Origin of the sequence: Acaryochloris sp. IP29b_bin.148 (genome assembly GCF_028285565.1) — a bacterium.
Taxonomy (GTDB): Bacteria; Cyanobacteriota; Cyanobacteriia; order Thermosynechococcales; family Thermosynechococcaceae; genus Acaryochloris.
In genome coordinates, this window is the sequence record NZ_JANQOY010000208.1 from 61,193 (window position 1) to 73,078 (window position 11,886).

The window sequence follows — 11,886 nt, forward strand, 5'->3', positions numbered from 1 at the left end:
TAGACCAATCGACTGAACAATGCAGCAGCAAGCTACATGAATTGATCACCCTATCCATAAGGATAACGCCAAATTCTCCTTCATAGGCAGATAGCCACTGCCTTAAGAAGGATTTACTATACTGACCAACGCCTCTTCCCTTTGTTGAGAATTGTGGTTGAACCTTTTCAGAGACCACTAAAGCTCAAGGTTTTAATTTACACAACCAATACGCTGAAGCATTCCCAGCTGTTGTTGAGCAGGCACTAAGGCATGAGCGGCTAAGAATCCACTCGCCGCCACTGCAGGCATGCCAATCCCCGGAAACGTGGAATCGCCACAGCAAAGCAGACCCGGAATTTTCGTTTTGGGACCAGGAAACAGTCCGGTACCTGCTCGAATCCCAGGTCCATAGGTCCCCCGATGACGGCGTAGAAATCGCTCATGGGTCAAGGGGGTCCCCACTAAGGACACCTCACAACGCGCGCGAATATCAGGAATAATTCGTTCCAGAGCCTGCCACATCACCTCCGCTCGCTGCTGCTTAAGCTGAGCATAGTCAGAACTGTTCCGATCCAATCCTTGCCAGAGGTCATAGGGTTCATTACCGGGGGTATAAACATGAATCACCTGTTTATTCTCAGGGGCTAGCGAGGGATCCAATAGAGATGGAATAGACACCAAAACCACATTCTGGGGGGCCGTCACGTCTTGCTGCCAATCATTCACCACGATGTAGTGACAGGCTAAATCTGAGGGAAGGTTCTGCCCGTCAATGCCCAAGTGCAAATGCATAAAGCTGGGGCAGTCCGGCAAGGTTTGTTTTTGCCGATAACGAGAATGAGAAGGGGGTAGTAAAGCAGCCGTATCCCAGAAAGAGGCATTTGAAATCACCGCCTGTCGGCATCGCAATTCCTCCCCGGTTCGTAACCGCACCCCGACCGTTCTGTTGTTCTCAATTAGGATCTCTTCGACATGGGCACCAAGCCGAATCTGGCCGTCCTGTTTCGTCAGTCCTCGGAGTAGCGCCTCTGCGATCGCACCGCTGCCACCGATGGGGTAATCCAACACCACATCCGGGCGATACCATTCCCCAAACATAAAGGCCATTTCCGCCGCAATAATCCCATCCGACGGTAGCCCAGCCAGTAAGAAACACATTAAATCCAACCAGTTGAGCAGAAATTCATCCGTGACCTGCCCCTGAATTACTTGGCTAAACGGGCCAGTTAGTTGGGCGAGATGGGGAAATTGCTTGAGGAGTTTAGGGATAAACCGACCCACGGTTTGTAACGCACCTAAGTCAAATCGTATTGCTGCAGCAGGAAGTGCAATCGCAGCGTCTTTCAACGGCTCCATTCGCTGCTGCAAGGTCCGCCATTCGGCCACCGCAGCCTCCCCTCTCAGCTCTCCCACAACTTCACAAAACTGATCGGCTCCGACCGAGGTAAAGAAATTTCCTTCTGGCAAACAGCATCCCCAGGTATCATAGGTCGCCCATTCTAAATCTTCACCAATGGCGTCCAATACCTGTCGTAAGGGATTAGGGGAGGGACTAAAGGACAATCCTGAGAACAGAGACGGACCTGAATCAAAGGTATAGCCCTGTCGTTGAAACCCATGGGCTGCCCCACCGGGCAACGTGTGACTTTCACACACCAACACCTTAAGACCATACTGGGCTAACAGCGCCCCACAGCTCAATCCACCAATGCCACTGCCGATGATGATTACATCTACATTGTCGTCATTCACCTTGAGTACCCCATACCTCAGTAATTAATGGTAAATTCGCCAAGGATATTAAAACAAAGCGATTTCTCTTCTCTTCTAAACACCTATGACCTTACTGCAAGCAATTATTTTGGGGATTGTGCAGGGACTCACAGAGTTTCTGCCCGTCTCCAGTTCTGGGCATTTAGTGCTCGCCAATTATTACTTTGGGTGGGGAGAGAAACTACCTCTCTATGTTGATATCGCTACTAATACAGGTACCTTCCTAGCCGCACTGCTGGTACTCCGAAAAGATGTTTGGCAAGCCCTATCTGGTTTTTTCAAAGGCTTAACCTCTCCTATTGCACGGCAACAAGAGGGATGGCGAATGGCATTACTAGTGATTTTGGGCTCAATTCCGACTGCCATGATTGGTTTAGGACTAAAACCGATTTTTGAAGAATTGAATCAACCGCTGTATGTTTCTTTTGCCCTGATTGTCACAGGAATCGTATTGTGGTTTACGCCTAAATCTGGCCTCAAACGAAATGCCCTATCTTTGAGTTGGTTAGATGCCACAATTGGTGGACTCGCTCAAGGATTAGCCGTGATTCCAGGCATCTCTCGTGCAGGTAGTACCATCTCTACTATGCTGTGGCGGGGAGCCTCTTCTGAACTTGCCCCTCGCTTCTCTTTTTTGATGTACATGATTGTTTCTTTCGGAGTCGCGATTTTAGGAATTGATGAGGTCTTAGGAAACGACCTGAAGCTAGCTCCCCTTTTGGGGATGATTGTAGCCTCCTTTGTAACTGGCTATTTGGCTTTGCAATGGCTGTTTGTCATTCTGAAAAAGGGCCAATTTCGCTGGTTTGCCCCCTATCTTTGGTTAATTGCCGTAATAACGCTGATTAAACTGGCAGTCAGCTAACTCAAAGCGGGGTACGAAAGATATGGCCTCAAAAATGATCGCTTAGCCAAGGTTGAGGACCACTAAAGAGCGTGGTTGCTAAAGCTAGAACCTCCCTCGATCCCTCTACAGCCCCCAATAGCTTTAACGCTTGGGCTGTCAGCATACTGGTATAGAGCGGCGCAAGACCACGAATATTCAATTTCAACTCTCCTCGCCCCCCGGTTCTCACCTGCCCTTGCCCTTGAGAAACCTGCAATACAAACTGGCCCGAATTTGAGGGTATAAGCGGATCTTCGACCTGCAAATGCAGCTCTGCTGCCAGAGCAGGCGGATAGCCCCGCAAGGTTAACGCTCTGGGTAAATCGACAATCCGCAACAACCAGCGTTCTGTTTGCTTCACCTGATAGGTTTGTTCCGCCAGTAAGAGCTGCAAAGGATCGATGGGAGCCCCATACCACTGCACATCCTTGGCTAAGGACCGATGATTAGCAAAGAAGGTCCATAGCCGCTGTCCTGCAGCAGGTGTGAGCCACACCCAGTCGTAAATATTGATGTTGTAACACCCAGAATCCGCCTGATGAGCAAAGATCACGTATCCCTCTGGGTGGTCCTTTTCCCCAATTAAATAGGTGTAAATGGGAGTATCATCCTCCAGCATTTGCTCCCAAATGGCCGGATGGCGATCCAGATTGCCGTTGGTTTGTTGGGCTCGCTGCTGATACAGCTCAGTCAGGACCGCTAAATCACTGGGGTCCATCGCCGTGATCGGTAAACTCCGATCTTGAATCGTCAAGGACTGGGTAGGGAGCTGATAGAGGCAGTAAGTGCCCGCTTGCTCAAACCCCACACTTCGGTAGAGCTGTGAGGTGGACGCATACAGCGTCGCCAACGGAACACCCTGTTGTTGCAAGGTTTTCACGGTTTCGGTCATCAGGGTCTGGGCGACCCCTGCCCCTCGATATTCTGGAGCGATGCCCACGCCAGCAATACCATGCATAGGAATGCGCTGCCCGCCAAACCACTGCCCCATGGGATAAATCCCCAATCCGCCCAAGACGGCGTCGCCGTGGCAAATGACCCTTAAATTCTCTTGTCCTAGCTGCCGTGCATAGGTCTGCCAGTGCTCGCCAGACACATTAAAACATTGGGTGATCACTTGGCCCAAGGCTTGGACTTGGCGGGCGGTGGCGGGTATACCCACCTCGTAATGCTGGTATTGACTGGGGACAGTAGACATCCTCAAACCTCTGCGTTGGGCTTATGCTAAGTGTCTCCACCTCCGACCCAAACCGTGAGGGGCGGACTCACGCTTAAGAAGACACCGTTGCTACTTCCGCTCCCAATTGCTTAAAGATTAAGCGCTCATTCTCGACATCGGCAAAGATGGTATCGCCTTCCCCAAACGTACCACTTAGAATGGCCTTGGCAATTTGAGTTTCTAGCTCTCGCTGGATGGCTCGCTTTAGGGGTCTAGCCCCATATACTGGGTCATAGCCGACCTCTGCCAGAAAGTCCAAGGCTGACTCTGACAGTTTGAGGGACATCTTGCGATCGCTCAACCGTTTCGCAAGCCGCTGCACCTGTAATTGGGTGATATTGCGCAGTTGATCCTTCCGCAGACTGCGGAAAATAATCAGCTCATCAATGCGGTTGAGAAATTCAGGTCGGAAGTGTGATCGCATGGCATCCATGACTCGACTTTGCATTTCACCGTAGCGACTATCATCCCCAGCCAAATCCAAAATATGTTGGGAGCCAATATTGCTGGTCATAATAATCACGGCATTCTTGAAGTCAACGGTACGCCCTTGGGAATCGGTGACGCGACCGTCATCCAGAATCTGCAACATAATATTGAAGACATCGGGATGGGCCTTCTCAATTTCATCAAAGAGAATGACTGCATAGGGACGGCGACGGACGGCTTCCGTCAGTTGACCGCCTTCGTCATAGCCCACATAGCCGGGTGGCGCTCCAATCATCCGGGCCACGGTATGTTTTTCCATATATTCCGACATATCAATGCGGACCATGGCATCTTCCGTATCAAACAGATAGGCGGCTAAGGCTTTGCCCAGTTCTGTTTTGCCCACGCCCGTCGGACCTAAGAAAATAAAGCTAGCAATGGGACGGTTGGGGTCGGCAAGACCGGCGCGCGATCGCTGAATGGCATCCGATACAGCTGTCACGGCCTCTTCTTGGCCAATCACTCGTTGATGCAGTTCGTCCTCAAGATGTAGCAGCTTCTCCATTTCTGAGGCCACGAGCTTACTGACGGGAATCCCGGTCCATTTAGAAATAATTTCGGCAATGTCGGCATCAGTCACTTCTTCCCTTAAGAGAGAGTTAGCGTTGGTTTGGCGCTGGGCCAGCTGCGTTTCAGCCTCTTCCAGCTGACGTTGTAAGTTAGTCAGCTTGCCATATTTCAGTTCAGCCGCATGGTTGAGGTCGTAGTTGCGCTCGGCTTGCTGAATCTCAATATTGACGCGATCAATTTCTTCTTTAATGGTTTGGATATCGTCAATGATTTGCTTCTCGGACTGCCATTGGGCATTCAGAGTTTTCTGATCTTCCTGCAAGTTGGCAATTTCTTGTTCGATCCGCTCAAGACGTTCTAGAGAGGCACGGTCGCTTTCTTTCTCTAGAGACAGCCGCTCCATTTCAAGCTGGAGGATTTTGCGATCAATTTCGTCTAGCTCTTCCGGCTTAGAGGTAATCTCCATTTTGAGCTTGGCTGCCGCTTCGTCCATCAGGTCAATGGCCTTGTCGGGCAAAAAGCGATCGCTGATATAGCGGGTTGAGAGGGTAGCGGCGGCCACCAGGGCATTATCAGAAATCTTGACGCCGTGATGGACTTCATAGCGTTCCTTTAGACCCCGCAAGATCGAGACGGTGTCTGGAATATTGGGCTGATCAATATAGACCTGCTGGAAACGCCGCTCCAGGGCTGCGTCCTTTTCAATATATTTGCGGTATTCATCCAGAGTGGTCGCGCCAATACAGCGCAGTTCGCCTCGGGCCAGCATCGGCTTTAGCAAGTTGCCTGCATCCATCGCCCCTTGGCTAGCGCCAGCCCCAACCACAGTATGGATCTCGTCGATAAACAGGATCATCAGCCCGTCGGATTCGGTTACTTCCTTAAGGACAGACTTAAGGCGTTCTTCAAATTCCCCACGATACTTGGCCCCCGCAATTAGGGACCCCATATCCAGAGCAATTAATTTGCGATCGCGCAAGGATTCCGGTACATCTCGGGCCACAATCCGTTGAGCTAACCCTTCGGCAATGGCCGTTTTACCCACCCCTGGTTCACCAATTAAGACTGGGTTATTCTTCGTTCGCCGTGAGAGGATCTGAATGGTTCGTCGAATCTCATCATCGCGGCCAATCACTGGATCTAGCTTGCCTTCGCGAGCCAGTTCAGTGAGATCACGACCATATTTTTCTAGGGCCTCATATTTGCCTTCTGGGTTTTTGTCGGTCACCTTGTGGTTTCCGCGAATATCGGTGACCGCTTGCTTCAGCATTTGCTCGGTCAGGCCCAGTCCTTGAAACAGAGGTTGGCCAAAGTGATCGTCATCGATATAGCCTAAGACCAAATGCTCAATAGAAATAAAATCGTCTTCAAAGGAGCGGCGAAAGGTCTCTGCCCGATCAAAAAGGGTGTCTAAGCTGCGACCGAGATAGACAGAATCACTCGGGGTTGTTAATTTAGCTTGCCGATTGATAAAGTCCGTGGTGCGATCGCGCACCCGCTGCACATCGGCCCCAGCCTTTGTCAAGATTTGCCCCGCGAGGCCATCGTCTTCGAGCAGTGCTTGCAGTAAATGTTCACTCTCGATCTGCTGTTGCTGGGCCTCTTTCGCCAAATCAGACGTCCGTACAATCGCAGCCCAAGCTTTCTCCGTAAATTGGTCATGATTGGTGGGTTGCATGAATCAGGAACCTCCTGGACAGTGGGGATTAACGTTGGGCCTGGTGCCTACTGCCATTGTAGAGAGGAGACGGCACGGTCTGAGATCGGTCTTCCCTCCTGCTGGAATAGGTATTGCCGCCCAAGCCTCTGCCCCACGAGCAGGCCATCCACTTCAAGATCTTTTCTCAGTTGATCCTCTAAACGGCCATCCTGCAAAATCAGCTATTGTCAATGAGTTGTTATCTATACTATGATCCTAGTTTGTGTCGACGCTGCGATTCTAGACGAAACAATGCCCAAACTAAAAACCCGACGATCCGCTGCCAAACGCTTTAAACGAAGCGGAAGTGGCAAATTTATGCGTCGCAAGGCATATAAGAACCACTTGCTAGAGCATAAAGGCACTGACCGCAAGCGTCGGCTATCGAAGAAATATGTGGTGAGTGAGCAAGATGCAGACAACGTTAGGGCAATGATGCCTTATTCCTAACCGGACTCTTGTCGGCAAGTTCGATGGTGGGCTTGTCACTTCACACCTAACACATCGTTTTTCCACCTAAAAATAATCGCAAACAAGGACCAAAACCATGACTCGGGTGAAACGCGGTAACGTTGCTCGCAAGCGCCGCAAGAAAATATTAAAGCTCGCAAAAGGCTACCGAGGCTCTCATTCTCGCCTGTTTAGAATTGCCAATCAGCAGGTGATGAAAGCGCTGCGTAACGCCTATCGCGATCGCCGCAAGCGCAAAAGAGATTTTCGCCGTCTCTGGATTGCTCGCATCAACGCGGCAACTCGCCAGCATGGTATTAGCTATAGCCAATTTATGGGCCAGCTCAAGCGAGCCGACATTCAGCTCAATCGCAAAATGTTAGCCCAGCTGGCTGCTACGGATCCCGATAGTTTTAGTAAAATTGTCGAACTGGCGGGCAAAGCGTAGCGTCTAAGTTTTTACCTGGACAACGCAGTATCCCAAAATTATCACTGCAGCCCAACCTTCAGGGAACCTTTCTGATGACAAATCCGTCGCGCTTTGTTATCGCCTGGATGGATAGGCTGCTTTTTAGTGAACTGTCAATTCTCAGTTTTCTAGCCTATTATCTACATGTAGCTTGTTCTTGGGTCTGATATCGAGTCGGTCCCCCTAAACTTCCATTCATCATAGTGAATAAGCCTTTTTGTGATTCTCTGCATTAGTTCCTGGTATGACGAGTAACCAACCTGCTGATAGTCCTCCGCCTTCCGTAGAGCCTGGACAGGGATCGGGCATGCCTAACCCCAAGCACAATTCCAAGCTTCAGAAAATCCGGCAGACGATGGTCAAACTGGTGACCTTCAAAGGGTGGCCGTGGTTCATTACGATTGTGGTGTCTTGGCTCACGGGGGCCACGGCCTTGCAATGGCTGTCGAGCCTACCACCGACAGCGAACTGCAAGCAAATCGCCGCTACTCTGTCAGAGGCGGAGCAGCTAGAATGTGCGGACCGTCTGGCTCGCAAGGGCAATGTTAAAGATATCAAAGCCGCGCTAGAAATTGCGGAGAAATGGGATGAAGAACATCCCCTCTATCCCCGCGTCTCCCTACTATCGAACGATTGGTCGAAATCCATTCTCAGATTGGCTCGTCAAGAACTGAACAAAGGCAACCTCAAAGAAGCCATTGCGTTAGCCAAACAGGTCCCTGAAGCCAGTAGTATTCAGCCTGAATCCCAGCGCTTGATTAAGCGCTGGGAATCCAATTGGGAAGAAGGCGAAGAATCCTTAGAGAAGGCCCGGATGGCCATCAAAAAACAGAATTGGACCCAAGCTACGCTCCAAGTTCGTGCTTTGTCCCAACTGGGTGATAGCTATTGGCAAAAACAGGCCGATAAAATCCTGGGGAATATGGCTATTGAGAAAAAAGCCTTTCGAGATCTGTATAAAGCTCAAGATATTGCCGCCTACGGCAGAGCCAAGGATTTTGCTGCAGCCATTCAGCTCGCCAGCAAAATTGATCCGAAACGCTTAGCCAAGGACGAAGTCCAAGAAAATATTGAAAAGTGGAGCCAAAAGCTCCTCGATCTCTCGGAAGAGCATCAAGAGTATGGCCAGTTCGACAAGGCTATCGCTGCGGCCCAACGCATTCCGCCCAACACCAAAGTGGCCAAGGATGCCACTACCCTGATGCAACTCAGTCGGGCAGAAGCGACGATTCAAGAGGATGACTTCTATAGTTATCTCCATGCCTGGGCTCTCGCCGAGCAGGTTGATCGCAAAAGTTCCCTCTTTACTAAAAATCGGGACCGCGTCAAAACCTGGGAGCAAACCATTCAGAATACCGGTCAACTCCAATTAGCGAAGTTTTTCGCCAATATTGATCATGTCAATGCCTATCAATTGGCCATTGACCATGCTGCCTTAATTCGGCCAGAAAGACCGGGTAGTGATGATGCCCAAACCTTGATGGTCCAGTGGGATCAACAAATTGATACCTACCAAGATCGCCAAATTCTAGCGCGAGCCCGTCAGTTCGCAACCTACAATACGGCGATGGGATATCAAGCTGCGATCTCAGAAGCTCGAAAGGTGGAGTTAGGGAATCCGCTACGAATTGAAGCCCAAACCCTGATTGCCACTTGGGGTGGATCCATTGAACGTGTTGAAGATCAGCCCATTCTGGATCGGGCAAGGGCGCTGGCCAAAGCGGGCAAACTCAATCAGGCCATTCAGACTGCTGAGCAAATTGGTTCCGATCGATCGCTCTACAAAGATGCTCAAGAGGATGTTTATACTTGGGTGGCTGAGATTCAGGCGGTGCAAGATCGGCCAATTCTGAACGAAGCCAAAGCCCTAGCCCGCAATGGCCGCTTATCCGATGCGATCGCAACCGCTTCTCAAATTGGATATGGCAGAGCCTTATATTACGAAGCCCAAGACAGTATCGACGCTTGGGCTGCAGAGCGCGACGCCATTTACGCCTCCCGTCGCCGTCGAGAAGAGCCCCGTTACGAGCCCGAACCTCAATACGAGCCCGAACCTCAATTTGACCCTGAACCTCAGTTCGACCCTGAGCCTGAACCTCAATTGGCGCCACCCCCGGCAACGGATAGTTTTGCTCCGGATCCAGATGGCGAAGTTTCTCGACCTGTGATCGTTGACCCCACCGCTGAAGAATAAGGCGGGTGCCCCAGTAGGCATTCCTGCGGAACATCCCGATTGCATGGATCAGCAGAACAGCTAGTCTGTCCTCACGCCTGAGGGAACACTGAGGAAACTTGGCTGCATCTGCATGATACGATAGCTCTGGATTTCACTTTTGATACTGCTTACCGCGACTAGGCTAAGGTGTGATGAAACGTGGCTTCACACTTCCTTTTTAGGGTTCTGAATCGGTGCAGCAGTGCTATCCTGAGTCACCGCGAGACGATGCAAGAGGGTCAGGCTCCCATTACAACATGCGTTTTTCTAAGATTCTAATTGCCAATCGGGGAGAGATTGCCCTGAGAATTCTCCGCACCTGTGGAGAGATGGGCATTGCGACGGTTGCCGTCCACTCCACCGTTGATCAGCAATCTCTCAATGTGCAGTTAGCCGATGAAGCCGTCTGTATTGGAGAACCCGCTAGTAGTAAAAGCTACCTCAATATTCCCAATATTATTTCGGCGGCCTTAACCCGCAATGCTACGGCCATCCATCCTGGCTACGGATTTCTAGCTGAGAATGCCCGCTTCGCCGAAATTTGTGCGGATCACAAAATTCACTTCATCGGTCCAACGCCTGAAGCCATGCGGGCAATGGGGGATAAGTCCACGGCGAAAGAAACCATGCAAAATGCCGGAGTGCCCACGGTCCCGGGTAGCGATGGACTGGTGCCGGATGAAGCGACGGCCAAAAAAATTGCCGATGATATGGGCTATCCCGTTATGGTTAAAGCTACGGCGGGGGGCGGTGGCCGAGGCATGCGTTTGGTACGGGAGCCTGAAGATTTAGGCAAGCTTTATTTAGCTGCCCAGGGAGAAGCAGAGGCGGCCTTTGGCAACCCCGGCGTTTATATCGAAAAATTTATCGAAAATCCTCGTCATATTGAATTCCAAATTTTTGCCGACAGCTACGGCAATGTCGTCCATTTGGGCGAACGGGATTGTTCGATTCAGCGTCGACACCAGAAATTATTGGAGGAGTCGCCTAGCCCTGCTCTGAGTCCAGAATTAAGAGAAAAAATGGGCTCTGCTGCGGTGCGTGCAGCCCAATCGATCGGCTATGTCGGGGCGGGTACCGTTGAATTTTTGCTATCGTCCACGGGTGACTTCTACTTTATGGAGATGAATACCCGGATCCAGGTTGAACATCCGGTGACAGAGGTGACAACGGGCTTAGATTTAATTGCTGAGCAGATTCGAATTGCCCAGGGCGAGAAGCTGAGTGTGACCCAAGACCAAGTTCAGTTAACGGGACATGCGATTGAGTGCCGCATCAATGCCGAAGATCCCGACCATAATTTCCGTCCCCATCCGGGACGAATCAATGGCTATCTGCCACCGGGTGGACCGGGGGTACGGGTTGATTCTCATGTTTATACGGATTATGAGATTCCCCCTTACTATGATTCGTTAATTGGCAAGCTGATTGTCTGGGGGCGGGATCGACCGACTGCGATCGCACGTATGAAGCGAGCCCTCCAAGAATGTGCGATCACGGGACTCCCTACTACCATTGGCTTTCACCAAAAAATTCTGGACACGCCAGAATTTATCCAAGGCCAGGTGTATACCAATTTCATCCAAGAGGTCATGGGGTTGCAATAGCTCGCGCCATGGCCGCCCAGACGGGGGATAGCAGGGCTAAAATAACATCCGTAGCAAACCTTGTTGACCGATCAGAACTTCACGCAACAGACTGGTAATGCCGACCCAAATAATGGGGGTAATATCCACGCCTCCCATAGGTGGAACCAGTTTGCGCATGGGAATTAAAAAGGGTTCCGTTGGCCATGTGGCTAAGGCAAAGGGCATCTGATTCAGATCCACCTGAGGATACCAAGTCAAAATAATGCGGAAAATAAACAAAAAGATAAATAGTCCCAAGCCAAAGCTGAGACTCCACAGTGGTAGCGTTTCGACAGTCATAAAAATATTTTATACTCAGTCCCTGCTATGTCTCAGTGTAGCGTGTTGTCCAGGGCTGGTATAGCTAGCGCCGTTCTGCTGAACAGAGATCAACCTTGCGCATAATAGCCCCTGCTCAACCCAAAAAAGTGAGGACTATCCAGGGGGAATAGAGGAGTGCTGGATCAATTGTCGCGAAGGAAGGCTTCTCAATATCCTTACAAACCTTTAAGATTATAATCTTAAAGGTTTGTAAGGATATTGAGAAGCCTTCCTTCGCGACAATT

At 50.5% G+C, this 11,886-nt stretch carries 9 protein-coding genes; 5 read left to right on the plus strand and 4 right to left on the minus strand.

The window, feature by feature from the left end; all coding sequences use genetic code 11:
• Positions 1 to 192 precede the first annotated feature (192 nt).
• Complete coding sequence (locus Q0986_RS18875; RefSeq protein ID WP_299414283.1) at positions 193 to 1,734, minus strand: NAD(P)/FAD-dependent oxidoreductase; 1,542 nt, start codon at positions 1,732 to 1,734, stop codon at positions 193 to 195.
• 85 nt (positions 1,735 to 1,819) lie between these two features.
• Here Q0986_RS18875 and Q0986_RS18880 point away from each other — a divergent pair, with 85 nt between their 5' ends.
• A complete protein-coding gene (locus Q0986_RS18880) occupies positions 1,820 to 2,620 on the plus strand; it encodes an undecaprenyl-diphosphate phosphatase (RefSeq protein ID WP_299414286.1) in 801 nt (266 codons plus the stop codon).
• A 28-nt stretch (positions 2,621 to 2,648) separates the two neighbouring features.
• Here the strand turns inward: Q0986_RS18880 and Q0986_RS18885 are convergent, their stop codons facing one another.
• Together Q0986_RS18885 and clpB are read right to left on the minus strand one after the other, a co-directional pair.
• Positions 2,649 to 3,839, minus strand: a complete 1,191-nt coding sequence (locus Q0986_RS18885) for a GNAT family N-acetyltransferase (protein WP_299414289.1) — start codon at positions 3,837 to 3,839, stop codon at positions 2,649 to 2,651.
• Between the two features lie 73 nt (positions 3,840 to 3,912).
• Positions 3,913 to 6,537, minus strand: a complete 2,625-nt coding sequence (gene clpB / locus Q0986_RS18890; RefSeq protein WP_299414292.1) for an ATP-dependent chaperone ClpB — start codon at positions 6,535 to 6,537, stop codon at positions 3,913 to 3,915.
• 273 nt (positions 6,538 to 6,810) lie between these two features.
• On the opposite strand from clpB, the gene rpmI reads away from it, so the two are divergent.
• From rpmI to accC, 4 genes are all read left to right on the plus strand, one after another.
• A complete protein-coding gene (rpmI, locus tag Q0986_RS18895) occupies positions 6,811 to 7,008 on the plus strand; it encodes a 50S ribosomal protein L35 (RefSeq protein ID WP_299414295.1) in 198 nt (65 codons plus the stop codon).
• A gap of 97 nt (positions 7,009 to 7,105) precedes the next feature.
• A complete protein-coding gene (gene rplT, locus Q0986_RS18900; RefSeq protein WP_299414296.1) occupies positions 7,106 to 7,456 on the plus strand; it encodes a 50S ribosomal protein L20 in 351 nt (116 codons plus the stop codon).
• A gap of 265 nt (positions 7,457 to 7,721) precedes the next feature.
• Positions 7,722 to 9,671, plus strand: coding sequence for a hypothetical protein (locus Q0986_RS18905; protein ID WP_299414300.1), 1,950 nt, complete (start codon positions 7,722 to 7,724; stop codon positions 9,669 to 9,671).
• A gap of 278 nt (positions 9,672 to 9,949) precedes the next feature.
• Positions 9,950 to 11,299, plus strand: a complete 1,350-nt coding sequence (accC, locus tag Q0986_RS18910) for an acetyl-CoA carboxylase biotin carboxylase subunit (RefSeq protein WP_299414303.1) — start codon at positions 9,950 to 9,952, stop codon at positions 11,297 to 11,299.
• A 36-nt stretch (positions 11,300 to 11,335) separates the two neighbouring features.
• On the opposite strand, the gene Q0986_RS18915 is transcribed toward accC, so the two are convergent.
• The gene (locus Q0986_RS18915) at positions 11,336 to 11,620 is read right to left on the minus strand and encodes a YggT family protein (protein ID WP_299414306.1); all 285 of its coding nucleotides are present in this window, start codon (positions 11,618 to 11,620) and stop codon (positions 11,336 to 11,338) included.
• Positions 11,621 to 11,886 lie beyond the last annotated feature (266 nt).

Coding starts and splice junctions, on each gene's coding strand:
- Q0986_RS18885 (WP_299414289.1), bottom strand. CDS start 3,839: ATGTCTACTGTCCCCAGTCAATACCAGCATTACGAGGTGGGTATACCC.
- rpmI (WP_299414295.1), top strand. CDS start 6,811: ATGCCCAAACTAAAAACCCGACGATCCGCTGCCAAACGCTTTAAACGA.
- accC (WP_299414303.1), top strand. CDS start 9,950: ATGCGTTTTTCTAAGATTCTAATTGCCAATCGGGGAGAGATTGCCCTG.
- clpB (WP_299414292.1), bottom strand. CDS start 6,537: ATGCAACCCACCAATCATGACCAATTTACGGAGAAAGCTTGGGCTGCG.
- Q0986_RS18915 (WP_299414306.1), bottom strand. CDS start 11,620: ATGACTGTCGAAACGCTACCACTGTGGAGTCTCAGCTTTGGCTTGGGA.
- rplT (WP_299414296.1), top strand. CDS start 7,106: ATGACTCGGGTGAAACGCGGTAACGTTGCTCGCAAGCGCCGCAAGAAA.
- Q0986_RS18905 (WP_299414300.1), top strand. CDS start 7,722: ATGACGAGTAACCAACCTGCTGATAGTCCTCCGCCTTCCGTAGAGCCT.
- Q0986_RS18880 (WP_299414286.1), top strand. CDS start 1,820: ATGACCTTACTGCAAGCAATTATTTTGGGGATTGTGCAGGGACTCACA.